This window comes from Achromobacter sp. LC458 (assembly GCF_001005835.2).
Classification (GTDB): Bacteria; Pseudomonadota; Gammaproteobacteria; order Burkholderiales; family Burkholderiaceae_B; genus Achromobacter; species Achromobacter spanius_B.
In genome coordinates, this window is sequence record NZ_LBHW02000057.1 from 1 (window position 1) to 26,180 (window position 26,180).

21 protein-coding genes and 1 pseudogene are annotated in these 26,180 nt (G+C 63.8%); 7 read left to right on the forward strand and 15 right to left on the reverse strand.

The window, feature by feature from the left end; translation table 11 throughout:
* The 15 genes from YH64_RS27770 to YH64_RS27840 all read right to left on the reverse strand — a co-directional run.
* Nucleotides 1-2,215 (reverse strand): T6SS effector BTH_I2691 family protein (locus YH64_RS27770; protein WP_221935930.1); only part of this gene is annotated, 2,215 nt, incomplete at its 3' end.
* A 528-nt stretch (nucleotides 2,216-2,743) separates the two neighbouring features.
* The gene (locus YH64_RS27775) at nucleotides 2,744-4,048 is read right to left on the reverse strand and encodes an ABC transporter substrate-binding protein (RefSeq protein ID WP_046807565.1); all 1,305 of its coding nucleotides are present in this window, start codon (nucleotides 4,046-4,048) and stop codon (nucleotides 2,744-2,746) included.
* 36 nt (nucleotides 4,049-4,084) lie between these two features.
* Nucleotides 4,085-5,209 (reverse strand): zinc-dependent alcohol dehydrogenase family protein, encoded by a 1,125-nt coding sequence (locus tag YH64_RS27780; protein ID WP_046807566.1) that lies wholly within the window; start codon nucleotides 5,207-5,209, stop codon nucleotides 4,085-4,087.
* Nucleotides 5,210-5,341: 132 nt separating this feature from the next.
* Nucleotides 5,342-6,094, reverse strand: coding sequence for a glucose 1-dehydrogenase (locus tag YH64_RS27785; protein ID WP_046807567.1), 753 nt, complete (start codon nucleotides 6,092-6,094; stop codon nucleotides 5,342-5,344).
* 25 nt (nucleotides 6,095-6,119) lie between these two features.
* Nucleotides 6,120-7,556, reverse strand: coding sequence for an aldehyde dehydrogenase family protein (locus tag YH64_RS27790; RefSeq protein ID WP_046807568.1), 1,437 nt, complete (start codon nucleotides 7,554-7,556; stop codon nucleotides 6,120-6,122).
* 17 nt (nucleotides 7,557-7,573) lie between these two features.
* Entirely contained in the window at nucleotides 7,574-8,230 is a 657-nt protein-coding gene (locus tag YH64_RS27795; protein ID WP_046807569.1) for an ABC transporter ATP-binding protein, read from the reverse strand.
* A 3-nt stretch (nucleotides 8,231-8,233) separates the two neighbouring features.
* Nucleotides 8,234-8,974: an ABC transporter ATP-binding protein gene (locus tag YH64_RS27800; RefSeq protein ID WP_046807570.1), complete on the reverse strand. Its 741-nt coding sequence runs from the start codon at nucleotides 8,972-8,974 to the stop codon at nucleotides 8,234-8,236.
* A 2-nt stretch (nucleotides 8,975-8,976) separates the two neighbouring features.
* The gene (locus YH64_RS27805) at nucleotides 8,977-9,993 is read right to left on the reverse strand and encodes a branched-chain amino acid ABC transporter permease (protein ID WP_143215573.1); all 1,017 of its coding nucleotides are present in this window, start codon (nucleotides 9,991-9,993) and stop codon (nucleotides 8,977-8,979) included.
* On the reverse strand, nucleotides 9,993-10,898 hold the full coding sequence (locus tag YH64_RS27810) for a branched-chain amino acid ABC transporter permease (protein ID WP_046807572.1): 906 nt from the start codon (nucleotides 10,896-10,898) through the stop codon (nucleotides 9,993-9,995). Before YH64_RS27810 ends, YH64_RS27805 begins: the two co-directional genes overlap by 1 nt.
* 266 nt (nucleotides 10,899-11,164) lie before the next feature.
* Nucleotides 11,165-11,779: an electron transporter SenC gene (locus YH64_RS27815; protein WP_143215574.1), complete on the reverse strand. Its 615-nt coding sequence runs from the start codon at nucleotides 11,777-11,779 to the stop codon at nucleotides 11,165-11,167.
* Entirely contained in the window at nucleotides 11,776-13,161 is a 1,386-nt protein-coding gene (locus YH64_RS27820) for a Gldg family protein (protein WP_046807574.1), read from the reverse strand. The genes YH64_RS27815 and YH64_RS27820 overlap by 4 nt, the downstream gene beginning before the upstream one ends.
* Complete coding sequence (locus YH64_RS27825) at nucleotides 13,158-13,871, reverse strand: ABC transporter permease (protein ID WP_046807575.1); 714 nt, start codon at nucleotides 13,869-13,871, stop codon at nucleotides 13,158-13,160. The genes YH64_RS27820 and YH64_RS27825 overlap by 4 nt, the downstream gene beginning before the upstream one ends.
* A complete protein-coding gene (locus YH64_RS27830; protein ID WP_052946134.1) occupies nucleotides 13,868-14,836 on the reverse strand; it encodes an ABC transporter ATP-binding protein in 969 nt (322 codons plus the stop codon). Before YH64_RS27830 ends, YH64_RS27825 begins: the two co-directional genes overlap by 4 nt.
* Nucleotides 14,837-14,904: 68 nt before the next feature.
* Entirely contained in the window at nucleotides 14,905-15,771 is an 867-nt protein-coding gene (locus YH64_RS27835) for an N-acyl homoserine lactonase family protein (RefSeq protein ID WP_052946135.1), read from the reverse strand.
* Between the two features lie 281 nt (nucleotides 15,772-16,052).
* Entirely contained in the window at nucleotides 16,053-16,961 is a 909-nt protein-coding gene (locus YH64_RS27840) for a LysR family transcriptional regulator (RefSeq protein WP_046807576.1), read from the reverse strand.
* Nucleotides 16,962-17,081: 120 nt separating this feature from the next.
* On the opposite strand from YH64_RS27840, the pseudogene YH64_RS27845 reads away from it, so the two are divergent.
* From YH64_RS27845 to YH64_RS27875, 7 genes and pseudogenes are all read left to right on the forward strand, one after another.
* A pseudogene (locus YH64_RS27845) lies at nucleotides 17,082-17,674 on the forward strand (amino acid synthesis family protein).
* On the forward strand, nucleotides 17,671-18,543 hold the full coding sequence (locus tag YH64_RS27850) for an alpha/beta fold hydrolase (RefSeq protein ID WP_082134674.1): 873 nt from the start codon (nucleotides 17,671-17,673) through the stop codon (nucleotides 18,541-18,543). Before YH64_RS27845 ends, YH64_RS27850 begins: the two are co-directional and overlap by 4 nt.
* Before the next feature lie 126 nt (nucleotides 18,544-18,669).
* Nucleotides 18,670-19,665: a tripartite tricarboxylate transporter substrate binding protein gene (locus tag YH64_RS27855; protein WP_046807577.1), complete on the forward strand. Its 996-nt coding sequence runs from the start codon at nucleotides 18,670-18,672 to the stop codon at nucleotides 19,663-19,665.
* Between the two features lie 136 nt (nucleotides 19,666-19,801).
* Complete coding sequence (locus YH64_RS27860; protein WP_052946136.1) at nucleotides 19,802-20,656, forward strand: hypothetical protein; 855 nt, start codon at nucleotides 19,802-19,804, stop codon at nucleotides 20,654-20,656.
* 212 nt (nucleotides 20,657-20,868) lie between these two features.
* Nucleotides 20,869-22,947: a type VI secretion system Vgr family protein gene (locus tag YH64_RS27865; RefSeq protein WP_143215575.1), complete on the forward strand. Its 2,079-nt coding sequence runs from the start codon at nucleotides 20,869-20,871 to the stop codon at nucleotides 22,945-22,947.
* 49 nt (nucleotides 22,948-22,996) lie between these two features.
* On the forward strand, nucleotides 22,997-25,567 hold the full coding sequence (locus tag YH64_RS27870) for a M23 family metallopeptidase (protein WP_046807579.1): 2,571 nt from the start codon (nucleotides 22,997-22,999) through the stop codon (nucleotides 25,565-25,567).
* Complete coding sequence (locus tag YH64_RS27875) at nucleotides 25,564-26,172, forward strand: hypothetical protein (protein ID WP_046807580.1); 609 nt, start codon at nucleotides 25,564-25,566, stop codon at nucleotides 26,170-26,172. The genes YH64_RS27870 and YH64_RS27875 overlap by 4 nt, the downstream gene beginning before the upstream one ends.
* Nucleotides 26,173-26,180 lie beyond the last annotated feature (8 nt).

Genomic DNA, 26,180 nt, shown 5'->3' on the forward strand with positions numbered 1-26,180 from the left:
TCTCCCGCGCCGCATCCAGGCTGGTACGCACGCTGTCATGCAGGAAATACAAGCTGACCAGTGACAGCGCGCCATAACCCGACCCGACAGACAATCGCTTTAGACTCGTCAGCCCATTCTTCGCGAACTCCTGCGCGTGGGCCGCGCTTAACTCCAAACCCTTTAGCAGTTGCGCCGCCGGGGCTTCCAGGTTCTTCATGCCGACCGAGATCTTTCGCATCGCGCCATGCGACGCCTTGCGCGCCGCATCTTCCGCTTGACGGACCACACCTTCCACCTGGCGCGCCACATTTTCTACTGGATCGCCGGCTACTTTCTCAAAGGCGTTGATTCGCTTCCGGATCTCTTCCGCGCTGCCTTCCATCCACAGCGTCACGTCAATCAGCGTATTGCGCACCGCCGGGTCCGGGATGCTGATCAAGCCGGCGAACACAAACGCGCGCACGCGCCGGCTGGCGTCTTGTTGCAGGGGCTCGCCGACGCGTTGCAGCTCTTCGGCGCAGATGGACAGCAGTTCCCCCACCGTGAGTTGAATCACCACCTGCGTCATCTGCGTCTTGCGATACAGCCACGCACCGCCCACGTGAACCGCATCGACGGCGGCTTTGGAACCGGCGCTCAAATGTTGATTCAGGCGCTTGCTGGCGCCGTGCATGGCGGTCAGCAGTTGGTCGGCGGCGTCTGCCGCTCGGCCTTCTCGCCATGCACCGATTTCTTTGCTGCTGATGATGCTCTTGACGGCGTCGAAGTATTTTTTCCCGGCGTCGTTGGCAACCGCCCCGGCGCCGAACAGCGGGATAAAGGTGGTTTGCAAAAAGGTTTGATGGCCGTTCAAGGCCAGATAGGCGGCGCTGTTGGGATCACTTAGCAACGACTGCCACGCGGTGCCGGTAGGCCCCAGCGTTTCAGGCTCCGCCGACGCGGCATCAGGCGCAGGCATCGCATCGGTAATCCCGCCGTCCAAACACGCACCAACCGTAATCAAGCGCAGCAGACGCGATCGTTCATCGGTATCGGAATAGTCCATTGCCACGATGCGCTTCCACGCCGCGCTACCCACTACCTGCGCCCAATCCTTGCCATACGCATCGATATCTTTTTCAAACCGCTTGATGTCGCGGTCATACCGCGACTGAAAGCTCGCCCGGCCATGGCGGCGCGGTTCGGCGGGGGGATTGGTTTCCCAGTAGCGTTCTTTCAATCGTTCAACGCGATCGGTGATCTTGGCCTGCACGCGCTCTTGCCGTTCACGCGCGGGGTCCCAGAACACGGGTGGCGTGCCGGACTCGCTGGGCATGATGTCGAGCATGGGTGTCGGGCTATCCATTGTCTCGGCGTCGGCCTGCACGGCGTACATCTGTTGAATCGCCAGCAGGCATTGCGAGGTCAGGTAGGCATAGCGGCGAGTCGGCTCTTCGGACCACAAGCGCTTCTGCGTATAGGCGGCCAGGCGGACGTTGTTGAGTTCTTCGGCCATGCCGATCGGGTCGGGCAGAACCAGCCCGGTCACGGCTTGCGGCAAGCGGTGCTGCCGTTCCATCAGCGTCAGGTAGTTACACATGCCCGTGGCTTGCGTCACGCGCGATGACCAGCCGTGAACACTGCCGAAGTCGTCGACACCGCTGACATACTCCGCCACGTGTTTGTTCAACGGATGCGCATGTTCCAGCGCCAGCGCGGTGCCACCCGCCGTGGGATCGTCCCGCAACTTGGGCAGATCCACGATGACAAACCGTAGCGGGTAATCGGCATTCAAACCGTCGCCTGACTTGTACGCATCCAGCACGGCCGTCGGCCAAGGGTCTTGCGAATACGCGATCCAGGCCAGTTTGTACTTATCAATGTCGATACCGATGAACGACGCGGGCAAGTCGTGGGCGGCCTGAACGCAGCGCTCGGCCAGCGGAGCAGGCTCTTCGCACGCCATCTCGTAGGGATTGAAATGCCGCATATGGCCCGCATCGGTCACTTGATAGGCATGCCATACCCTGCGGTCCAGCAGCACATACACATAGCCCTTGCGCATGATGCGCAGCGATTCTTGCAGACCAGGATGCGACAGCGCACCGCGCGCATGTAAGAACGGGCTCTTGGCCACCACCGCCGGGCGCAGCAGCAGAATCGGCACGCCGTTGCGTTCGCAGGCGTTGCAACCGCCGGGTGGCAGCGCCAGGGTCTCTTCGACGATGTCGATAAGCGATTGGCTGAGCGTCATGCGAACACTCGAAGGCCAAGGGTCTTGCTGGCAATGCAAAACGTTGCGGGGGTAGGCATGACGGGCTCCGTCGTCGTGTCGGCCATGGCGGCCGGGAGGCTTCCGAAGGAAGCGCTAGCCGGACTCATGCAACATCCATGCCGAGCGTCACGTCCTGTCAATAAGCTCCATGAAATCAATGGCTTGCCATGCGGCTAAGACACTTACGACGGAGCTCTCTGATCGGAATCCCTACGAAACCGCCGTTTTCCCCCAGAAAACGGGCCAGTTCTGACCCGATAAAAAAATATCGCTATTGAATCAATGGCTTGTAGCGGGTCAAAATTGGCCCGATCAGGTCAAATCTGGCCCACGCTGTGAAGAATGACCGCACGCCCCTCTTCCCTAAGGATGCGAACCATGGCTCTCGATCTGTCATCGCACTATGTTTTGCTGAATAAAAAATGCAGTCTGACACCTTAAAAAAACCAAAAAAAAACCCCGACGATTGCTCGCCGGGGGAGTCCCTGCACACACAACACAGCTTGCTCAGTTCGAATACACCTTGATCTGGTCGCTTTTCAGAACATCCGGGGTCAGGTTCTTTTCAATCCAGCCCATCGACGTGTCTTCCACCCCCGGCGTCACCAGTTCCGCCGGCACGATCGTAATGTCGGCCAGCACCTTGAACGGGTACTTGTCGCTCTTTTTGGTCACGCCGAACAATTGCGCTTCCAGGCCCTGGCCGTCAGCACGGTGCATTTTGACTTCGCGGCCGTAGCCCTTGAAGGACACGTCGTGCATGGCGGCGGCCACTTGTTCCGGGGTGGGCCAGGCGCCGTTGTTGTCCTTGATGGCTTTCTCGTAGCCTGCTTTCAGGCCCTGGATGGCTTGCACCATGTGGTAGACCGAGTAGATCGGATAGGCGCCGGTCTTGTCGTGGAACTTCTTCACGAAAGCCTGGTGCTGCGGATCGTCCTTGGTTTCCGGATGCAGGAAGTAATGATCGCCGCGTGCGCCGACGTAAACGCCTTCGGGCAAGGCGTTGCCCAGGCGTTCCAGCGAGCTTTCTGCCAGCGACAGCACGAAGGTAGAGTTCTTGAACAGGTTGCGCTGCGAGGCCTGGCGCACGAAGTTGTCCAGGTCGCCGCCCCATGACGTGGACACGATGACGTCGGGTCGCAGCGCTTGCAGGCGGCTGATTTCCGTGGAGAAGTCGGCGGCGCCGAACTTGGGGAACATCTCGGCCACGACCTTTACGTCGGGCTTGAACTTCTTCAGCGCGGCCAGGAAGATGTCGCGCGAATCGCGGCCCCAGGCGTAGTCCTGGTTGACGATGGCGATGGTCTTGAAGTCGGGCTTGACCTTCATCAGGTACAGCACCTGCGCGACCATTTCGGTGGTGGCGTTGGCTTGCGTGCGCACCACGTACTTGTACTTCTTGCCTTCCAGCGCCTTTTCCGTGCCGCAGTCCCACAGCACGTTCAGCACCTTCAGGTCTTCGGCAACGGGGGCCACGATGTTGCAGTGGCCGCTTGAAATAGCCGACAGCATCACGCGCGTGCCGCCTTCGGCCAGGCGGCGGTATTCGGACAACAGTTTTTCGCCGCCGCCGCCTTCGTCGATGTAGCTGGGCACAAGCTTGACGCCGTCGATGCCGCCTGCCGCGTTGATGTCCTGGATCAGGATTTCAGCGGCGTCGCGCGCCGGCACGCCGAACACCGATGCCGAGCCCGACAGGAAGGTCGAGATGCCGATGTTCAGTTCTTTGGGCTTGTCGGCGGCGCCGGCCAGCGCCGCGAAGCCGGACAGCAGGGTGGCGCCTAACAGCGCGGCCAGTCTTGAGGTTTTCATGGTTGTCTCTCCAGTGTTGTAGTCGGGTCTATGCCCTTAGAAAACGATGGCGTCGCGCAGGCTGCCGCCGGTGGCGAGGTGATCGAACCCCTCGTTGATCTGGTCCAGCGAAAATGATTTACCCATCATCCTGTCCACCGGCAGGCGGCCCGCCTTGTACAGGTCGATATAGCGGCCGATGTCGATGGCGGGTACGCCGGAACCCAGATAGCTGCCGCGTATGTCGCGCTCTTCGCCGACCATCTGCGAGAGCGATAGCGGGAAGCTGAACTTGGGGTTGGGCAGGCCCGAGGTAACGGTCGCGCCGCCGCGCCGGGTCAGCTTGTAGGCGGTTTCAAAGGCGGGCACGGCGCCCGCCATGTCAAAGCCGTAATCCACGCGGCCGCCGGCCAGATCGAACAAGTCATCGTCCGTCTTGACCTGCTTGGGGTTGACGACGTGGGTGGCGCCCAGCTCCTTGGCCAGCGCCAGTTTTTCGTCGCTAAGGTCGATGGCGACCACGCGGCGCGCACCTGCCGCAACCGCCGCCAGCAAGGCTGACAGGCCCACGCCGCCCAGCCCGACGATGGCGGCGGTGTCGCCTGCCTTGATGCGTGCGCGGTTCAGCACCGCGCCCGCGCCCGTCAACACGGCGCAGCCGAACAGCGCGGCTTCGCGATGGCTGAGTTCAACGTTGACCTTCACGCAGGACCGGCGCGACACCACGGCGTATTGCGCGAAGCAGGACACGCCGGTGTGGTGGTTCAGGTATTCGTCGCCGATGTGCAGGCGGCGGTCGCCACCCAGCAAGGTGCCTTGCGTGTTGGCGGCCGCGCCGGGTTCGCACAGCGCGGGGCGGCCTTCCATGCAGGGGTTGCAGCAGCCGCAGCTGGGCACGAACACCATGGCCACGTGGTCGCCGGGTTTCAAGTCGGTGACGCCGGGGCCGGTCTCGACCACTTCGCCGGATGACTCATGTCCCAACACGATCGGCACGCCGCGCGGGCGGTCGCCGTTGATGACCGACAGGTCGGAATGGCACAGCCCGGCCGCCTTGATGCGCACCAGCACCTCGCCCGTGCCGGGCGGGTCCAGGTCGACCTCGGTGATGGTCAGGGGCCGGGTCTGGGCATAAGGGCCGGGCACCCCTACGTTACGCAACAACGCCGCTTTGATTTTCATGCGCTGACATCCAAGTAGAAGCAATACGGGCTAGAAGCGATGCGGGCTAGAAGCGATGCGGACCGAAAGCAATACGGACCAGTAGCAATGCCGACCGGCAACCGGCCGGCAGGCACCGCCCCGATCACAGCTTTACACCGTGCGTCCGCCGTCCACCGGGAACTCCACGCCGGTGATGAATTCCGCCGCGTCGCTGGCCAGGAACAAGGCCGCCGCCGCCACGTCCGACGGCTGGCAGAAGCGGCCAAGCGGAATGGTGGACACGAACTTGGCGCGGTTCTCGGGCGTGTCGGGCAGACCCATGAACAGTTCGAACATGCCGGTGATGCCCATCACCGGGCAGATGGCGTTGACGCGAATACCGTCGGGGCCCAGTTCCACGGCCATCGATTTGGACAGCACGTTGACGGCGCCCTTGGACGCGTTGTACCAACTGAGGCCGGGGCGCGGGCGGATGCCGGCGGTGGACCCGACGTTCAGGATCACACCGCGCTTTTGCTTGCGCATCACGGGCACCACGGCCTGCGCCATGTGGTAGATGGACTTCACGTTGATCTCGAACATGCGGTCGAACATGGCCTCGTCCACGTCCAGCATGGGCTGGTTCTTGTGGGTGATGGCGGCGTTGTTGACCACGATGTCGACGGAACCGAATTTTTCTTGGCAGACGCGCACGACGTTGTCGATGTCGGCGCGGCTGGACACGTCGGCCTTGACCGCCAGCGCGGCGGCGCCCACTTCGGCGGCCACGCGGTCGGCGGCTTCCTTGTTGATGTCGGCGATGACGACTTTGGCGCCCTCTTTCGCATACAGCTTGACGATGCCTTCGCCGAAACCGCTGCCACCGCCCGTGACGATGGCGACCTTACCCTGCAACTGACTCATGACTTGACTCCGATATGCGTGGCGATCATTCGCCGTAGAACTGGATCAGCGTTTTGGTCGTGCTCATTTCTTCCAGCGCGATGAAGCCCTTCTCGCGCCCGTGGCCGCTTTTCTTGACGCCGCCAAACGGCAGTTCCACGCCGCCGCCCGCGCCAAAGCCGTTGATGTAGACCTGACCGCACTTGATGCCGCGCGCCACGCGCTGCTGGCGTCCGCCGTTCTCGGTCCACACGGCGCCCAGCAGGCCGTAGTCGGTGGCATTGGCCAGCCGGATGGCGTCGGCTTCGGTGTCAAAGGGCAGCGCCACCAGCACCGGCCCGAAGATTTCTTCGGTCAGCAAGGTGCTGTCGTGCGCGGGCGCGGAAAACAGTGTCGGCTTCACGAAGTAGCCGCCAGAAGGCACGCCGTCGGCAATGGCGCCTTCGGCCGCCACGGTCAGCCCATCGGCCAGGCCCTTGGCGATGTAGCGGTTGACGCGGTCGAACTGCGCCTTGTTGACGACCGGGCCGCAGGTCAGGTCCATGTCGGGCGTGCCGGCGCGCACCTTGGAAAACTCGGCGGCCAGCGCCTTCATGAAATCGGCATACACGCCGCGCTGCACCAGCAGGCGGCTACCCGCCGTGCAGGTCTGCCCGGTGTTGTGGACGATGCCTTTGACGATGGCGGGAATGGCCAGTTTGTAGTTGGCATCGTCGAACACAATGTGGGCCGACTTGCCGCCCAGTTCCAGCACGCACTTGACCGCGTTGACGGCGGCGGCCTGCTGGATCAGCACGCCCACTTCGTTCGAGCCGGTGAAGGTGATGAAGTTGATGTCGGCGTGACGCGACAGGCTGGCGCCCGCCTCTTCGCCCAGGCCCGTCACGATGTTCAGCGCGCCCGGCGGAAAGCCCACTTCCAAAGCCAGTTCGGCCACGCGGATGATGGACAGGCAGGCGTCTTCGGCCGGCTTGACGACGCTGGCGTTGCCCATGGCCAGCGCAGGGGCAACGCTGCGGCCGAACATCTGCGCCGGGTAATTCCACGGAATGATGTGGGCGGTCACGCCCAGCGGCTCGCGGATCAGCTGGACGGAATAGTCCTTCTGAAAAGGAATGGTCTGGCCGTGCACCTTGTCGGCCGCGCCGCCGTAGAACTCGAAGTAGCGCGCCAGCACCGTGATGTCGCCGCGCGCGGTGGACATGGGCTTGCCGGTGTCGCGCGATTCCAGCCGCGCCAGCTCTTCGTGATGCGCCAGCACGGATTCACCCAGGCGCAGCAGCAGGCGGCCGCGTTCCAGCGCCGTCATGCGGCCCCAATCGCCTTCCAGCGCGGCGCGGGCGGCGCCAACAGCTGCATCCACATCGGCCTGCTGACCGCGCGGAATGGTGGTGAATACGTCGCCGTCCACCGGCGACACCACGTCTATGGTGCGCCCGTCATGGGCATCGACCTGGCGGCCGTTGATAATCATCTGCGTCATGCAATGTCTCCGGAAGTTCAATTCAAGGTGATCGAGCCGCGCTCGATCGTCCAGATCTGGTCAGGGATGTCGCCCAGCAGCTTCACGTTGGATTCCGTGATGACGACGCATAGGTCGGGCTGCAATTCCTTCAGGCGCCCCAACGCTTCGGTGTAGTCGCGCGCAAGCTTGGGGGCCAGGCCCTGAAAGGGTTCGTCCAACATCAACAGCCGCGTGCCGACCATGATGGCGCGCGCCAGCGCCACCATCTTTCCCTGCCCGCCCGACAGCGCCGATCCAGACCGGCCCAGCATGGGTTCCAGCTGCGGCACCACCTTCAGCACGGTCTGGATGCGGGTGGCGATTTCGGTCTTGGACTGGCCTTGCACTTCGCACGGCAGGTTCAGGTTTTCAGCCACGGTCATGGTCGGGAAGATCACGCGGTCTTCGGGTGCGTAGCCCACTTTCAAGGCCGCGCGCTTGTGGCCGGGCATGGCCGTCAGGTCGGCCCCGTCGAACGCGATCTTGCCGGACTTGATCTTGGTCAGGCCCATGATGGTGCGCAGCAAGGTGGTCTTGCCCGCGCCGTTGCGCCCCACGATGCCGATGGTTTTGGATGATTCAAAACTGGCGTCGACGTCGCGCAGGATGCGGTTGCCTGCCAGGTCTACGTTGATGGCCGATAGATTCAGCATGGTTCAGGCCCCCAGCACTTCGCTTTTGATCTGCGGGTTATTCAAGACTTCGTCCGGCGTGCCGTCGGCGGCCACCTTGCCCGCGATCCAGGCGGCCACGCGCGTGGCGTAGCGCGAGACGATGTCCACGTCGTGCTCGACAAACCAGCTGGTCACGCGGCGCTCGTCCAGGGCGTGCATCACGGTTTCCATCAAGGCGAATTTGTCTTCGGACGCCACCCCGCTGGTGGGCTCGTCCATGATGAGCAGCTTGGGCCGCAGCGCCAGCGCCATGGCGACATCCAGCAGCTTGCGTTTGCCCTCGGGCAACTCGATGGAAGCCTCGTCGGCTTCGGGCAACAGGCCCACCAGGTCCAGCGTGGCGTCCACTTCTTTTTCGTCGATGGTGCTTTCCAGCGAACGGAACCAGCTCAGTTCCTTGTTGCGGCGCGCGGCGGCGATCTGCACGCATTGGCGCACCGTGTGTTCGGTGAACAGCTGCGGCAACTGAAACGAACGGCCCAGCCCCAGGCGCACGATCTTGCGCGGCGCCATGGCGGTGACGTCGCGCCCATCGAAAATCACGCGGCCCTTGGACGGCGCCAGGTAGCCCGTGCAGATGTTGATGAAGGTGGTCTTGCCCGCGCCGTTCTGGCCGATGACGGCCAGGCGTTCGCCTTCATGCAATTCGAAGTTGATGTTGTCGGCCGCGATCACGCCGCCGAAGGCCAGGTAAAGATCTGTGGTTTGAATAAGCGGTTTCATCATCAGTTCCTGACCGGCGCGTGCGTGTTGGCGGAAACGCGCGCCTGCAAGGTGGCGTTGGCGCGGGCGCGGGCCCGGGCCTCATCGCGCTTTCGCGTGGCGATGCGCTTCATGACCTGGCCGACAAAGCCGGTGGGGAACATGAAGATCACCAAGATCAGCGTCAGGCCCAGCAAGAACTGCCACAGGCCGGGGAAGTAAGCGGCCGACACCAGCTTCACCGTTTCAAAACCGACGGCGCCCAGGAACGCACCGGCCGCATGGCCCGCGCCGCCCAGAATGGTGATGAAGACGAATTCGCCCGAGCGCAGCCACGAGCCGATTTCGGGGGTGACCAGGCCCTGCATCAAGGCCAGGATCGCGCCCGAGAAGCCGACGACGACAGCCGACAGAAGGTAGCCCTTCCACATGATGAAGTACGCGGAAAACCCCAGGTATTCAATGCGCGTTTCGTTGGTCTTGATGGCGGACAACGCCTGCCCGCTGCCCGAACGGAAGTAGCGCTGCACCCACCAGGCCAGCACCAGTGACAACACCAGCGTCAGCACCAGCAACGCGCGTTCGAAGGACTCGCGTTCCATCAGCACGCCGGCCATTGTCGGGCGCACGATGCGCATCCCGTCCGAGCCGCCGGTCAGCGTGTACAGCTTGCCCAGCAACGCGAACAGCACCATGCTCAACGCCAGGTTCAGCATCCCGAAGAAGATGCCGCGATAGCGCACCATGAACAGGCCGATCACGATGGCCGCCAGGAAGCTGGCAACGACGCCCGCCATAATCAGCAGCAGCGCGTCGGTGCCCGGCATGGCGCGCGCCAGGAACGCGACCGTGTAGGCCGAGATGCAGGAATACATGGCATGGCCAAACGAGATCTGGCCAGCCCGCGCCATCACCGACACGCCCAGCGCCGCGATGGCGTAGGTCAGGCCGATGACGATGGGGGTGATTGTCCAGGAAAGGCTATAGCCAAGAGCTAGCGTGGCCATCGCGGCCACGAGGCTGAGTACGACGACTTTCATTAGATCCTCCGGGCTTGGGCGACGGTGAACAAGCCATGCGGCCGGATGATCAGCACCAACACCATGATGATGTACGGCACCGCCACTTCCAGTTCGGGCGCGGCGTAGACGGCAATGGAACGCATGACGCCAATCAACAGCGCCGCGATCAGCGCACCGGTGATCTGGCCCAGCCCCGCCGTGGCAACCACCGCAAACGACAGCACCGTCATGTCGGTACCCGCGCCCGGCACCAGCGACGTGGTGGGCGCGGCCAGCGCGCCGCCCAACGCGCCCAGGATGGTGGCGATCACGAAGGTGACGTATCCGATCTTCTTGGCGTTGATGCCCAACGACGTGGCCACTTCACGGTTGTGCGTCGTGGCCACCGTCTGCTTGCCCAGCTTGGTGTGGCGCAGGAAATACTCCAGGCACACGTAGGCCAGCACGGCGGTCACGGGCACCACCACCAGCTGGTAGGTGGTGTAGGTGATGTCGCCGATTTCGATATTGCCCAGACGGTTCACGACTTCGCTGGCGCTGTAGGGCTGCGCGCCCCACAGCAGGCGCTGGATGTCTTCCAGCATCAGGAAGCCGCCAAAGGTGATCAACAGTTTCAGGATGGGGTCGTAGTTCTGCGCGCGGCGGATCAGCACGAATTCCATGATGCTGCCCAACGCCAGGCCGACGGCGATGGCGGCCACGAACAACGCGGCGAACAGCAGGAAAGGGGAATCGGTTTTGGGCGCCAGAAACATGACGAGACTGGCCGCGGCATAACCGCCGAAGGCGTAGAAGGCGCCATGGGCAACGTTCAAGATGCCCATCACGCCAAACACCAGGGTTAACCCCATCGACACCAGGAACAGCAGACTGGCGTACGCCACGCCATCCACCAAGGCGAGAGGCAGTAGATCCAAGGTCAAGCGTCTTCTCCCAATACGCTAAACACCTGCCCCGTCCGCGATGCGTTGCCGGGGCAACGGGCATCGCCGGCAAGGCGGCGTGGGCACATGGCCCGGGCGTGCGCGTGGCGCGCCCTTGTCTCGTTATCAACCTTGCCGCCTTGGCTTCGAACGCGAATCGAAGCGGAACGGAAGGCACTTTTATGGACCGGCGCGATCACTGGCAAGCGCCACTTTTCGTACTAGTCCGATGTGCAGCGAAGTATAGGGACGCCCCTTTTGAGCGGCTATTTATCTTTGCGCAAGCCGGGTTTCACAAGCGATAGAGAGGCCGTGGTCGCCGTGCCCGGCGCATGCGGGTTTACCTGAATCGTCGCGGCCATCGGCGCGCGCGTTTGGTAATCGGGGATGATGCGCAGGTGCGGTTCATCGGGCAATTGCACATAACGGCCTAGTCCATCCGGCGTGAGCGCGCCGACGTCCATCCGGGCCAGCGTGGCGCCTTTATCGTCATCGATGGCGATGCGTAGCGCGGGCGGATTCAGGCCATACGATTCGCCGGGGTGCGGGGCCAGCACGCGGTCACTGCGGGCTTGCGAAAACAGCGACAGGAAGTCGTCTGCGTCGAAGGCGGGGGGTGTGGTGGAGGTTGCACTGCCCGGCATCGCGGCCCAACCCTGAGCGGCGCGCGTATACGTCGTCGTGGATGCTGGCGTGGACAGCGTGATACGCGCCGCCTGCGCGGCGTTCCACGCGTACAGCCGCGCCGGCTTGCCGGTGTCGTCATGCAGGTGCGTGTGGCCACTGTGGGTGGCGGGCGATTCCATGGTCTCGTGCCATTGCCAAGCGGACAGCGCAACGCCCGCCGCCAGCAACATCAGCCAGCCACGCCCCGCGTTCATCGCCGCCTCCACCACAGCAGCAGGCCCGTCATCAAGGCCAGCAATGGCAAGGCCACGGTACTGGTCCAGAACACGGTGCGCATCTGGCGATTGGTCAGTTCAACGCGGCGGTTCTCGTAATGGCGCGGGCGTATCGTCAACAAGGCGTCTTCACCGGCCAGCAGCGTGACGGCGCTGGTAAAGAGCGCGCCGTTGCCCAGCGTGGCGAAATGGCGGTTGGTGGCGAAATCGCTATCGCCCGCAACCAGCAGCGTGGGCCGCGCCGACCCGTCCGCGCTGGCGGCCTGCGCGTTGCGCGTGGCCAGCGCCATCAAGGTGTAGCGCCCCGCCGGCTGCCCCGGCAACTGCGCCTGTGCCGACGTCTGCGCCAGCGGCGTGACCGTCACGCCTTGCGGCAGCGCCTCTCCGGCGGGTTCCAGGCCTGCCGCGCCGGGAAAGAAACTTAACGGCAGGCCGCGCGTCATCTTGTGCCGCGTGTAGTCGCTGACGGCTGGGCTGCCGGGGTCGTTGCGGTAATGGCTGCCGGGATCGACCAGCGCGCCCATCGGCCGCGCGATACCGAAGTCGGCCAGCAACGCGTCCAGCCCGTGGCGCGTGTCCGGCTCCAGCAGCAACAGGGTCTTGCCGCCGTCGGCCGTCCAACGGCGCAGCGCCTCTGCGTCGTCGCTACCGAACGGCGCGCGCGGCCCCGCCGCCACCACCACGGCGCAGGCCGGCAAGGCTTGCGCCAGGCTGCCCGCGTTGATACCGCGCGTGGCAAAGCCCAAGGTCTGCAAGGCATTGCGCGCCATCGCCATGCCGTGCTGCTCGTGCACCTCGACGCGCGCCACCAGGTTTTCATCGTCGCCGTGGTCTTCCAGATCGTCCAGCGACGTCAGGCTGTCCAGCATGACTTCGCGATGGCCCTGCGTAAAGCACACCGTTTGCGCGCCACGCTGGCTGATGCGGATCAGCGCGTTGGTGAAGTCGGTTTCGGTGCCGCCGTTGATCGTCATCTTGCGCGTGTCGGCGGCCAGCACCGCGCTGCCGGCGAACTGGATACCCGCTTCCCGCGCCTCGGCCGGACGCAGTGCCGGGTCCACGCCGCGCACACGGATCAGCGGGTTGGTATGTTCGTACTGGCGCAGCAGCTCCAGCGCGTCCACCATGCTTTTGTTGCGCAGATCGTAGAACCACGTCACGTCCACGGCTTGCTTGATCTGGCGGGCTACTTCAACGCTCTCGGGCGACAGGCTGTACAGGCGCTGCGCCGTCAGGTCCAGCCGGCCCAGATGGCGCGAGGCCCACAGGTTCAGCGCCACCAGCAAGGCGGCAACGGCCAGCACCGGCAGCCACAGCAACAGGCGCCGGCCCGTGCGCAGCATGCGAGGGTTTGCGTTCATCGCAGCCTCCAGCGCTTGAGGTTGACGGCGGCCACCATCAAGGCCAGCACCGCCACGCTGGCCAGCGTGACCGTGGCCGGACCGGGCAACACGCCCCGAATAAAGTCCACGTGTTGCGCCGACAAAGACAGCGCCTGAAAGAACGGCGACAACGCGGGAAAGGCGTCCAGCGCGGCCGGGTAATCAATGAACCACAGCAGCACCAGGATGCCCCACGTGGCGCTGGCCGCCACGATCTGGTTGGTGCAGGCGCTGGACACGGCAATGCCGATGGCCAGGAACAGCGCGCCGTACAGGAACACACCGACATAGCCGCCCACGATCGGCCCGTAGTCCGGCTGCCCGTACCACGCCAGCGGCAGCACGGCGGCGGTCGTGCCCGCCAGCATCAAGGCCAGGACCGTCAACCCGGCCGCGTACTTGGCCGCCACCAGCGTCGCGTCGGACAGCGGCAAGGTCAGCAGCATCTCCAGCGTGCCCTGGCGCGCTTCTTCGGCAAAGGCGCGCATGCTGACCAGGGGCATCACCAGGATCAGCAGGATGGTCATGTTGTGAAACGCGGTGACCATCTGCCCCGTGCTGACAAAGAACAGGTTGAAGCTGAACAGGTAGCCGGACAAGGCCCAGAACACGGCCACCACCACCAGCGCCACGGGCGAGCCGAAATCGGTACGCAGCTCTTTTCGGTACAGCGCCAAAAAGCCTTTCATGCCCGCCTCCGCATCACCGGGTCGTTAGGCGCCAGCGCGGCAAGCAGGCGCGCTTCCACGGCGTCATGCAGCGACAGCACCGCGCGCACCTGGGCGTGCGCCAACACGATGCGCAGCACGCGGTCACACATGGCGCCTGAAGGATCGCCCGCGCCGGCCGTGTCCCAGCTGATGCGCCACTTGCTCAGCGCGGCATCCTGTACGGTGGCGTCCACGCCGCGTATCCCGTCGCAGGCCGACAGCGCGGCGCGCAAGGCGGCGTGGCCGGCCGTCGGCAAGGCCAGCTGTAATTGCAGCGCGGCCTGCGCCTGCCCCAGCACCGCGTCTTCCACCAGCCGCCCCTGCTGCAAGATGACGATGCGCGTGCACAAGGCTTCCACCTCTTGCATCAGGTGGCTGCTGAACACCACCGCGCGGCCCTGTGCGCAGCGGCGGATCATGGCGCGGGCCTCGACGATCTGGACGGGGTCCAGGCCATTGGTGGCTTCGTCCAGCAACAGCACGGGCGGATCGTTCAGCACCGCTTGCGCCAGGCCGACGCGCTGGCGCTGGCCCTTGGACAAACGGCCGATGGCGCTGCGGGCCACGGCTTGCAGGTCGAAGCCGTCGATGGCGCGTTCGATGGCAAGACGACGCGCGCCCGCCCCGCCCGCCACCTTCACCCCCGCGCCAAATTGCAGGTATTGCATGACCGTCAGCGCGTCATACAGCGGCGCGCGTTCGGGCAGGTAGCCAATGTCGGCGTTGCCCCGGCCCGGCGCGGGCTGTCGGCCGCACACGGTGACGCGGCCGCTGTCGGGCGTGTAGAACCCGGCCATCAGGCGCAGGGTGGTGGTCTTGCCACTGCCGTTCGGCCCCAGCAGGCCCACGATTTCCCCGGGCGCCACGGACAGGCTCAGGGAATGCAGGACCTGACGGGGTCCGAACGACTTGCAGACCTGGTGCAAAGCAACGGCCGGCTGCATGGGGCGCCTTCGGTCAGACTTGCGTTAGTCGAGGTCGATCGACGGGGAATGCGGCATCCAGCAACGCGTTAATCGAACACCTTGGTCTTGGCGTTTTGCGCGTGCTGCTCGGCGTCGTGGCTATACCAAAGCTGGCCCTGGCGCGCATCGCGGATCTGCTTGAGCCGGTCAATCGCCAGCATGGACGCCGCGGTGTTCCAGGTGATGCCCGGGATGACGCCCGCCTCGTTCTCGGCGGTGTAGATGGCGTCGGCCGCCAGCAGCACGGTGCCGGTGTTCTTGAGCTTGACCTGCAAGGACTGGTGGCCCTGCGTGTGGCCCTTGGTGTCCAGCAGCACGATGGTGCCGTCGCCGAACAGGTCGAAGTCGCCTTCCACCTGGATGAAGTCGTAGTCGCGCGTGGTGTCGAAGTCTTTCATGACATAGGCGGCGCGCTGGAATTTTTCGGGCCACCAGGCGGCGCGCAGTTCGGCCTTTTGCACGACGTGCTTGGCCTTGGGAAACATCTTGATGTTGCCGGCGTGGTCCAGGTGAAAGTGCGAATACACCACGTACTTCACGTCGCTGACGTCAAAGCCGGCGGCCTTGAGCTGGCGGTCGACGACCTCGTCGCGGCCCTGGATGGAATTGAACGCGCCGCACAGGCCCTGGCCCCAATAGTTGGCGCAGTTGCCGTCGGCGGTGGCCTGGTTCATGCCGGTGTCGAACAGGACCAGCCCGCGCGGGTGCTGGATGACGTAGGCGGGCACCGGGATCTTGATCTTGGTGCCCACGTCGACCATGGCGGTCATGAAGCCCTTGTCCAGTTCGATCTTGCCGACGGACAGCTGCATCAGCTTGATGTCGGGCGGCGCGTCGGCGGCCTGCGCGCCCGCCCCCGCCAAAACCGCCACCGCGCCCACCGCCCCTGCGAACTTCTTCCAGCTCTTGCTCATTGTCGTCTCCTCGGACCCACGGGTAACCGCCGCCAGATGGCGACGGTCGATAGCAAGCCACCCGGTATGCGCCGGGTTTTCATTCGATAGGGTTCTGCTGTGCGGGGGGATGGCGCGGCGGATCGGTTCGCCGGCCCGGACGGCATCTGACGGCCGTTTTCTCTGTTGCGCACTCTGACGCAGCGCCGGGAGGCTGCCAATTAAGGATTTATTAAGCTGGGCTTCACGCCGGCCGAAGTAGTGACAACCCTAGGCCGGAGGCGGGCAAGGCAGCCGGGCCGTTACACCAGCGCTGCACCCTTGCGGCGCGTGAACTGCGCCAGCGACCGCAAGGCCAGCGCGTGCATGGCCGCCACCGATGGCAACAAGGTTTCTTCCTTGCGGGTCAGCACGCCCACGATGCGCTCGACCGTCGGCTCGCACAGCGGCACGAAGGCCAAGCCACTGCTGACGGCGGGTCGCGCCAGCACCGGCAGCACTGTCACGCCCAGGCCGCTGACCACGCTGGCCAGCAACGACGCGCGGTTCGACACCACCATGGCCGGGTCGTCGATTGCGCTGCCCAGTTGCCGGTTCTTGAGCGTGTCGAAGGTGGCGTTGCCGATCAGGCGTTCGCCTTCCAGCGCCGCCCACGGCACGGCTCCGCGCCGCCGCGCCAGCGGATGCGATTTGCGGCACACCAGCCCGAAGGCATCTCGCGCCACGGGGGTGAACGCGACCTCGGCCGTGCGCGGCACCTGGCCGGCAACGCCCACCTGCACTTCGCCCGTCAGCACCAGCCGGTGCACGTCCTGCGACGATTCATCCACGGCGCGGATGCGGATGTCGGGATGGCTGCGCGCGTAGCGTTCCAGCAGGCGAGGCAGCCATTCGTCGGCCAACGACGGCATCACCGCCAGCGACACCGGCCCCGTATTGCCCATGCCCAACTGCCGCGCCGCCTCCAGCACGCGGTCATGCGTAGCCAGCAATTCGCGCAGCAGCGGCGCCACCGCCAGGCCCAGTGGCGTCAGCTGCGCCCGCTTGCCGGCTTCGAACAGCGGCGCACCCAATTGCTGTTCCAGGTCCTGCATGGCGGCGGACACGGCGGCTTGCGAGCGGTGCGTGCCTTCGGCCGCCAGCCGAAAGCTGCCGTGGTCGGCCGCCAACAGGAATTGGCGCAGGTGCTGGATCTTCAAGGGTGCGGGCATGGCGGGCGTCGATTGACTTCAGGTTTTCCGAAATTAACTTGAGTTAATTTGGATTGTCAAAATTCCGGCATGGCTTGAACAATAGGTCCATCGTCAGCCCTTATGCACTGGAGCAATCGAATGGCCCTGCAAGTCCGAAAGATCATCAGCTATGTGGAAAAGACCTGCATCGAAGGCGGCAAGCCGGCCGAACGGCCGCTGATCATGATCGTTGCCGCCGCCGTGATCCGCAACCCGTGGGCGAGCCTGCCGTTCCAGGAAGACCTGCGCCCGCGGATCCTGGAAAACGCGCCGCCCCTGGGCGAACTGCTGGTGGCCGAAATACTGCGGCAGGCGGGGTCGGCAGACCAGATCGAAGCCTATGGCAAGGCCGCCGTGGTGGGCACGTCGGGCGAGGTGAGCACGCGTCCGCACTGATCCACACGCTGCGCTTTGGCAACGCCTATCGCAACGCCGTGGGCGGCACCAGCTACCTGGCCTTTACCAACACGCGCGGCGGCCCGGGTTGCGTGATTTCCGTGCCCTTGATGCACAAGGAAGACGAAGGCTTGCGTTCGCACTACCTGACCGTGCAGACAAATATCAACGACGCCCCCGCGCCCGACGAAATCGTTATTGCGCTGGGCGCGGCAACGTCCGGCCGGCCGCACCACCGCATCGGCAACCGCTATTCCGATTTGCAGGAACTGGCGCAAGAGGCGCAATCGAAATGAGCACGCCACGTCGACGTTCCGGTCGTGGCGCGCCGCTGGTGTTGCTGCACGGTGTGGGGCTGGACCACACGCTTTGGGATGATCTGGCGCCGCTGCTGGAACCCCGCTTCGACGTGCTGCGTTACGACCTGCTGGGCCATGGCGCGGCGCCCGGCATCCAGGGTGCCGCGAACATCGGGCAATTTATCGAGCAGCTGGATGCCGAGCTGGATGCGGCGGGTTGGGGCGAAGCCAACGTGCTGGGCTATTCGATGGGCGGTTTGATCGCGGGCGCCTACGCCGCCGCGCGGCCCTGCCGCGTGACCCGGCTGGTGCTGCTCAGCACGGTGTTCCAGCGCACGCCCGACGAGGTGCAGGCCGTGAAGGCGCGCCTGGTGGCGGCTGCCACGCAGGACGTGGCGGCGTCGGCGGCGGTCTCGCTGCAACGCTGGTTCACGCGCGGGTTCGAAGCCGCACGCCCCGAACGCGTCGCTGCCATCGGCCACCGCTTGATAAAAAACAACCGCGCCAACTTCCTGGCGGCCTATCGTCTGTTCGCGCATGGCGACGCGCTGCTGGCGCAAGCCGCGCCGGATATCGCCTGCCCTGCGCTGGTGATGACAGGCGGTGATGACGTCGGGTCCACGCCTCGCATGACGCGCGCGTTGGGGCGGGCACTGCCGGACGCCCGAGTGCGCGTGCTGGATGGGCAACGGCATATGCTGCCGGTGGAAGCGCCCGAGGCGCTGGCCTCGGCGTTGCACGGCTTTTTATTGCCGGGGGGGCAATCGGATGCGCGACCGGACGGTATGCCCGACCGGACGAATGACCCGGCGGCCCAGCCACTGCGGGGCCCGTCATCAAGCCCGTTTCCTGGCCCTAGGATGTAGGAAGCCCAAGCCCAACGCCGGCCGCCACGCCCACACCGCCGACCACGCAGACCCCCGCTGAATCGCCCGCCCAACAGAGGCGATCGGCCAACGCTCTGAAGACGGAGCGCAGATGGAGACAAATGCATGAATCGCAGAACCGTTTTGAAGCACCTGGCCCTGGGCGCAACGACGCCGCTGGCCGCATCGCTGGGCTTGTCGTTCGGTTTGTCGCTAAGCCGTAATGCCGCCGCGCGCGAGGCGCCGCTGCGCGTCATCGTGCCGTTTCCGCCGGGTGGCGGCACTGACGTGCTGGGCCGCGTCATTGCCGCCACCCTGGAAGGCGCGCTGGACCGCCCGGTCGTCGTGGAAAACAAGCCCGGCGCCAGCGGCATGCTGGGCGCCGACTACACCGCCAACGGCGCCAAGGACGGCAGCATGCTGCTGTTTGCCGGGCTGGTGCCGTCCGTGCGCTACTACGCGCGTCCGCCCGAAGAGGTGCTCAAGCAACTGGCGCCCGTCTGCCCCATCGCGCGTTCTCCGTACATGGTGGCCGTCAATGCCGACCTGCCCGCCAAGACGCTGGCCGACCTGGTTGCCCAGGCCAAGCGCGATCCCAAAGGCTTGACGTTCGGGTCGCCCGGCAACGCCACGCCACAGCACCTGGCCACCGAACTGCTGCAAGCGGCGTGCGGCATCGACATGCTGCATGTGCCGTATCGCGGCACGGGCCCGATGATGACCGACCTGCTGGGCGGCCAGATCCAGTTGGTGGTTGCCACGGTGGCCGCCGTTGAACCGTATATGACGGGCGGACGTCTGCGCGTGCTGGCCGTTACCAGCCGTGAGCGGCTGCCCAAGTATCCCGACATCCCCACGGTTGCGGAAAGCGGCTACGCCGGGTTCGACGCGCAGATCCAGTTCGGCACGTATTGCGCGGCCGGCACGCCGGACGCGGTGATCGCTGCGTTGAACCAGGGCATCAACCGCGCACTGCAAACCGAGGCCGTGCGCAGCAAGCTGGCCGAACAGGGCTTTGCGCCGACGGGCGGCACGCCCGCGCAGTTGCAACAGTCGCTGCTGGCCGAGATCCGCAACGTGGCCGGGCTGGTGCAGGCGGGCAAGGTCCGGGTGGACCTGTAGAGATCGTTGCCGCGTCGGTACAAGCGGCAACGTCCGGGTCGAGCTGTAGCGATCTGTAGCGGGCGGTAGCGAAGGGGCGCGCAGCCGCCCCAAGGCCTGATTAGAATTCGGACTTCTTCCTTTCCGCCCGCCCGCCATGTTCCGTCCCTATTCGCGTCTGCCCGCCGCCCTGCTTCTATCCGCCGTGGTGACCTGCGGCGCGGCGCAAGCGGCCAGCGGGCCTTGCCCGGAAGCGGCCGGCATCGTGCGCACCGTCTACAACAATACCGACAAGCCCGACGCCCAAGGCCGCATCCGCTTGAAGGAAGGGCACGCCATCGTCACGCTTTCCGACGCGGACGTGGGCGCGCCGTTTGCCGTGGCATGCAAGGCATGGCCCGCCAATCCGGACCTGTTGCTGGTGGCGGTACCGCTGATGCAAGACACCCCCGACCCCGAGAACGGCCACGTCGGCGATCTGGACGTGCTGGTGCTGGACAAGCAAACGTTGCAAGTGCGCCAACGGCGGCGCCTGGTGGGCCTGATGTCGGACGATGCGGTGCGCATCGCCGGGCTGGCGTTCGACACCGCGCGCTACGACGTGGCAACCGACAAGCGCGCCTTCGGCATCCGCATCGAACGCGAAGGCGCATCGCGCGCCAACCCGTTCGATGAAACCAGCTTGCGGTTATTCACCGTGCACGACAACGAGTTGCGCCTGGTGCTCGACGGCATGTCCGTCAACCGCTCGTCGGGCGTATGGGACACCACGTGCGCGGGCGAATTCTCGGAAAGCGCCGTCAGCTTGGCAATAGGCGACACGCAACGCCGCGGCTACCGTGACCTGATCGCCACCGAATCCCACTCGGCCAGCCGCGCTTCGGTGCAGCAAGGCGACTGCAAGGAAAAGACCGTCAAGCAAGGCAAAACCCGCCACACGCTGACATTCGACGGCAAGCGCTACCGCATCCCGGCCGCGCTACGGTCCATGGATCGCGACAGCGCTGGATAGGCCGGATTTGCCGCAGCGCAATGAACAACCCAGCAGGCGGCAACAGCGCCGGTGGCCGGCCAGACCGCTATCAGGCCGGCCCGCTTGATCCCCGCCCCGCTTCGGGATTCGGATATTTCCAAGTTTTCCCCTTCAGTATTCTTAGTCGTCCTATAGCCATACGCTGACCCGCTGTCCAAGATGTGCCGCATGACGCATTCAAAGGGGGCATCGTGAGTCACAAACATGACTTCCGATTTAGCTTTGGCATAGTAGGCGGCATGGATTTTGAAGTGGTCGAGTTCACGCTCGACGAGGGCTTGTCCGAGCCGTTTTGCCTGGAACTGGATCTGGCCAGCCACGAGTCGTCGGTGGACTTCGGCCTGGTGCTGGACCAGGCGGCGCTGCTGACCGTCTGGTATCAAGGCGCCCCGGTACGCTACGTGCACGGCGTGGTCTCGCGCTTCGAGCAAGGCGCCACCGGCTTTCGCCGCACCCGCTACCGCGCCACCGTTGAACCGCTATTGGCGCGCGCCGGCCTGTCTTCCGATTGGCGCATCTTCCAGCAGTTGTCCGTACCCGAAATCCTGCAAGCGGTGCTTAAAGAGCACGGCGTCCTGGACTACGAACAGACGGTGACGCACGAACACCTGCCCCGCGAATACTGCGTGCAGGCCGGCGACACCGATCTGTACTTCATGGAACGCCTGGCCCGCGAAGAAGGCTTCTTCCATGCGTTTCATCATTACGCCAAAGGCCACCGTCTGGTCCACAGCGACCGCTTGCACATCCACGGCAACATCGATGGTGGGCCGGTGCGCTATCTTCCCGCCCCGGGCGGGGACCAACCCGAGCCCGCGCTACGCCGCTTTGCCTACGCCGAACAGGTGCGCACGGCCCGCCAGACCCAGCGCGACTACACCTACACGCACCCGCAATACACACAGGAACACAGCCGCGACGGTGTCGACCTGCACCACCAGCACCGTCACTACGAACGGTACGACTACCCGGGACGCTACAAGCGCGACGAAGCGGGCATTCCGTTTACGGAGAACCGCCTGCGCGGGCTGCGACGGGATGCCCGGATCGCCACGGTGGAAGGAGACGACCCTCGTTTGGTCCCCGGGCTGTCGTTCGAACTGGCAGGCCATCCACGCGGCGACCTGAATCAAGGCTGGCGCCCCATACGCATGCGTCACCACGGCGTGCAGCACAGCAGCCTACAGGAAGACAGCGCCGACGCGCAGCAAGGCACCCGTTATGGCTATACGGCGGAGCTGGTCTCCAAGCACACGGAATGGCGACCCGAACCGCTGCGCAAGCCTCGCATCGATGGCCCGCAGATTGCCACGGTGACCGGGCCAAAAGGGGAAGAGATCTATTGCGACAGCTACGGGCGCGTCAAGGTGCAGTTCCCTTGGGACCGCCTGGGCAGCCATGACGAACACAGCTCGTGCTGGATCCGCGTGTCGCAAAACTGGGCGGGCGCCATGTGGGGGCATATGGCCATACCGCGCATCGGGCAGGAAGTCATCGTGAATTTCCTGGACGGCGACGTGGACCAGGCTGTCATCACGGGCCGCACCCACATGGCGCTGCAACTACCGCCTTACGAACTGCCACGCCACAAGACGCGCATGACGATAAAAAGCCAGACGCACAAAGGCGAGGGCTATAACGAGCTGCGCTTTGAAGACGAGCGCGATCAGGAAGAGATTTTCGTGCATGCGCAGCGCGATCAGAACATCCACGTCAATCACGACGAGACCACGTTCGTGGGACACGACCGCAGCGAAAAGATCGAGAACGACGAGACGATTGCCATCGGCCGCAACCGCCGCGAAACCGTGGCTACCGACGAGCAGGTCGATATCGGCCAAGACCGCCGCCACAGCACCGGGCAAGACGATTTTCTGAACGTGGGGCGTAACCACACCGTCCATACGGCCAAGGACCGCACGGAAGAGGTCGGCAACAGCCGGCGTGACAAGACAGCCGCCAACCACTGGACCGACATCGGCGGTTATGCCGAAACAAGAATCGAAGGCTATGACCTGCTGGAAGTCGGCCAGAAGATACATCGCAAAACCACCGTCTACGAACTACAGACCGGCGAGAAGGTGGTCTTCAAGGGCCCTGGCGGCACCATCACCATCGACGGCTCGGGCATCACGCTGGATGGCGTCGAAATCAAGATCAAGGGGCCATTGAGCCAAAGCAGCGCGGGCGCAGGCAGCGCGCTACAGATTGCGGGCGTACCCGCCGTGTCGCGCGACGTAGACCCTGCGGATATTCCGTTATCCGAGTAGGCAACGCGCGCAGCTATCCATCGGAGTTCCAACCTGGGAGCAAGGCCTCATGTTGATCAGCGCACCCTTCCTGCGCGCGGTGCTGCAAGCCGACGATGCGGAAAGCAATGCCTACTGGAGCCTGGGTGAGAAGACAGGCAAAGGCGCCTTTCCCGTCAGCCACCAATTGGGCTGGCATGGCGGCGCGCATCTTGTGGCACCGGGGTCTCCACAGAAGCCCGAACCGGTGCGGGCAATTGCAGATGGTGTCGTCGTGTATGCCAGGGCCAGCGACTCACCCAAGCGCGGGGTCGATGCCACCACGCCCGCCGACGACCCGTTGATGTACTACAAGGGCTGGACCAGTAACGGCGTCCTGGTGCTAAAGCACGACACCGAGATCGGCGAAGACGTCAGCGTCACGTTCTATTCCATCTACCAGCATCTGCACGCCCTGGAAAAGCACACGGGCACAAAACTCGCGTTGAACACGGGCGACAAGGTGTACCGCAAAGAGGCGATTGCCCGCGCGGGCTACTTCTACGGCGAACCCGACCGCATTCATTTCGAAATAGTGGCCGACAGGGCCAACGTCGAGCGATTGCTGGGCCGCAGCGCCGGCGGTCTGAAAGCCAAGGAGGGCCGCCGCGATTGCGTGTGGGGCGATATTCACTTTGTATTGCCCGCCAATACGCCGCTGTATGACATGAATCCGCGTGAGGTTCGAAGCACCTACCTGATACGCCACTTTCAAACCGGGCAGCCCGGCAGCGCGGAACGCCCCGCCGCCCTTGCCTCGCAGTTCGGCACCACCCCTGACCGGCTATGGCAGATGAATCGCAAGTCGCCGAGCGGTGCGGATCGGGAAGGCGATGAGAAGACGTGGTTGAACTGGGTGAACGGCGCGCATCAGAGCATGTTCGATCTACCTACCCCTAGCGCAACGGAAAGAACAATCTATGTGCCGGGGGTTTACGGCGCGCTCGTTGACCGCTTTCCTTCCGGTTCGAATCCCGATCACTGGGCAAACTGGCAGGTGCCGGTAGCCGCGCGGACCACGGCGGAGCTGATTATCAGCATCAGCGAACTGCGGGGTGCCTTTACGGTCACCGCGCGAACTCGGCAAGGCGAGATCATTGGCGTCCTGCAAGGCGCTGCCGAGAAAACCGAAAGTTCGTACGAGCTATACAACACGGCGGTCAAGCAGTATCCAGGCTGCCCCAGCGCGGGGTTTGAAATGCTGCGCTTTGGTCGTGTGCTGGGTCCTGATGCGCCGGCACAAAGCGATTTGTATCACGGCCGGCTGCCCCACATCCGCAGAGTCCGGCTGTCTGACGACAGCATCTTCTTCGTTGACCTGAATGCACCCGACGTCCAGGTCTACAGCGATGCAGATTTTCCGCATTGGCAAGGTTGGACGTTTATTGACGACGATCTGGACGGCAATAGCCGATGCGACTCGGGCACGCTGCTGAACCTGATAGAACCGTTGAAACCCACTGCGCATCCAGCGCCGACGCTGACGGGAGTCTTGGGAGACACGCTTCACAAAATGGCCACTGGCGTACACGCCTTGATGCAATACCAAGACCGCCTGGCACGCGCCACCGCCAAGATCCGCACCGCGCAAGTATCCAAGGCATTGCGCCGCTGTGTGGTGAAGATCCCCACGGAATGGTCACGGGATTATTTTGACAAGCGATGGGGTTGGCTGAAGGTGGACGATCCCGACCAACGCCCGGCGAATGTGCTGAGGACAAGCGAATGCCTTAGTGATGAGGCCTATGGCCGGCTGAAGCGGCATCACGAGGCGTTGGCGTTCTGGGAAGACGCGCAGGCGCAAGGACTGGCACTGGATAAGGTCCATTACCACTTTCATCCGTTGCAGTTTATTGAGGAGTTCAGGAAGTGTGGGTGGCTCTCCAAAGGTGACCTGCGGCGAATCTATCCAGACGCCTTGTACAACAAAAAAGAAACCCCCGATCCGAAGATGCTCAGGGAAAAATATCGTGCCTCTGTAAATAAGGCAATGCGAAAGTACTTCATCGTCACGCCAACACAGATGGCTCACTTCCTCGGCCAGGCAGCAGTAGAGTCCTATAGCTTCGCGCGAATGATGGAAGCGTCATCCACCCATTTCACAGCCAGCCTGCAACCAGAGCGAGGAGGCTACTACAACAACCCGCAAGACGAGCACTTCAACTATCTGGATAACAAGCTGGGAAACGTAGACAGCGGAGATGGACGAAAATATCGCGGCCGCGGAATAAAGCACCTGACCGGTAGAGAGAACTACGCCAAATACTGGGTTTACAGGGGATGGCTTGAAAGTTCGTCGTTCAATCGAGCGTGGTGGACATCTTCGCAAAAGAAGCGTCCAACAATTGAAAGGCCTCATGCCCTGAGTGAGGATGCATATAACTGCGCCGACGCAGGTGGCTGGTATTGGACGGCGGGGGCAGCGTCCAACCGATTCCTCACCATAAACTCGAAAATAGTCGAGCTTGACGTATCGGACAGCGCCATATTCGCAGTCTCGGCCGCGATAAACGGAATCGGCGCGTCGGGAGAGCCCAACGGTCTACCGGAACGCACCGCCCAGACCAGGAGGATATCGAAAATAATTTTGGACACCCCATGAACACCATACGGTATGCCTTGGGCTCCATTGCAGCCTCGTTGTTATTCTCGGGCATGGCTGCGGCGGACTCTATATCCTTCCACGATGGATTAGAAGTCCTGGTACCCGCCCACAGCGCAGACACCCACTCCGTCAATGGTGGCACATGTATTGATGCGTCCAGACACTCGTTCGCGTTGAGAATCTGCCTGTACAGAAGATCTTTCGAGGACATGGCGGCTTCCAATATGTTCTTTGAATATCGATCTTTAAGCGATGATGAAAAAGAGCTCGCAGGCCCTTTACCCGAAGATTCGTACGTCGTCAGCGCGGGAAACTGGCTACATCCAACGTCAAAAAAGGTCAGCACACACTTTCAGTACTACGAGGCAGTGGGCGTCTTATGTAATCTGGGAGCCAGCTTGCCAGAGCCTACCTATCGAGACTGCTACTTTGCAGGGATGAAGCCCCTTCTGAACTTGGCCACCCCATTGAGCATTTTCGTCTCGTCCGGCTACCCCGTGACCGAGTCCAAGAAACTTCAGACCCAGAAAATAAGAGAAGCGATTAACTCCATCCAGATACTTAAGCCATCTGCACTCATTAATTCACAACAGGAAAAATAACAGGACTG

Coding starts and splice junctions, on each gene's coding strand:
- YH64_RS27775 (WP_046807565.1), bottom strand. CDS start 4,048: ATGAAAACCTCAAGACTGGCCGCGCTGTTAGGCGCCACCCTGCTGTCC.
- YH64_RS27780 (WP_046807566.1), bottom strand. CDS start 5,209: ATGAAAATCAAAGCGGCGTTGTTGCGTAACGTAGGGGTGCCCGGCCCT.
- YH64_RS27785 (WP_046807567.1), bottom strand. CDS start 6,094: ATGAGTCAGTTGCAGGGTAAGGTCGCCATCGTCACGGGCGGTGGCAGC.
- YH64_RS27790 (WP_046807568.1), bottom strand. CDS start 7,556: ATGACGCAGATGATTATCAACGGCCGCCAGGTCGATGCCCATGACGGG.
- YH64_RS27795 (WP_046807569.1), bottom strand. CDS start 8,230: ATGCTGAATCTATCGGCCATCAACGTAGACCTGGCAGGCAACCGCATC.
- YH64_RS27800 (WP_046807570.1), bottom strand. CDS start 8,974: ATGAAACCGCTTATTCAAACCACAGATCTTTACCTGGCCTTCGGCGGC.
- YH64_RS27805 (WP_143215573.1), bottom strand. CDS start 9,993: ATGAAAGTCGTCGTACTCAGCCTCGTGGCCGCGATGGCCACGCTAGCT.
- YH64_RS27815 (WP_143215574.1), bottom strand. CDS start 11,779: ATGAACGCGGGGCGTGGCTGGCTGATGTTGCTGGCGGCGGGCGTTGCG.
- YH64_RS27820 (WP_046807574.1), bottom strand. CDS start 13,161: ATGAACGCAAACCCTCGCATGCTGCGCACGGGCCGGCGCCTGTTGCTG.
- YH64_RS27825 (WP_046807575.1), bottom strand. CDS start 13,871: ATGAAAGGCTTTTTGGCGCTGTACCGAAAAGAGCTGCGTACCGATTTC.
- YH64_RS27830 (WP_052946134.1), bottom strand. CDS start 14,836: ATGCAGCCGGCCGTTGCTTTGCACCAGGTCTGCAAGTCGTTCGGACCC.
- YH64_RS27835 (WP_052946135.1), bottom strand. CDS start 15,771: ATGAGCAAGAGCTGGAAGAAGTTCGCAGGGGCGGTGGGCGCGGTGGCG.
- YH64_RS27840 (WP_046807576.1), bottom strand. CDS start 16,961: ATGCCCGCACCCTTGAAGATCCAGCACCTGCGCCAATTCCTGTTGGCG.
- YH64_RS27850 (WP_082134674.1), top strand. CDS start 17,671: ATGAGCACGCCACGTCGACGTTCCGGTCGTGGCGCGCCGCTGGTGTTG.
- YH64_RS27855 (WP_046807577.1), top strand. CDS start 18,670: ATGAATCGCAGAACCGTTTTGAAGCACCTGGCCCTGGGCGCAACGACG.
- YH64_RS27860 (WP_052946136.1), top strand. CDS start 19,802: ATGTTCCGTCCCTATTCGCGTCTGCCCGCCGCCCTGCTTCTATCCGCC.
- YH64_RS27870 (WP_046807579.1), top strand. CDS start 22,997: ATGTTGATCAGCGCACCCTTCCTGCGCGCGGTGCTGCAAGCCGACGAT.
- YH64_RS27875 (WP_046807580.1), top strand. CDS start 25,564: ATGAACACCATACGGTATGCCTTGGGCTCCATTGCAGCCTCGTTGTTA.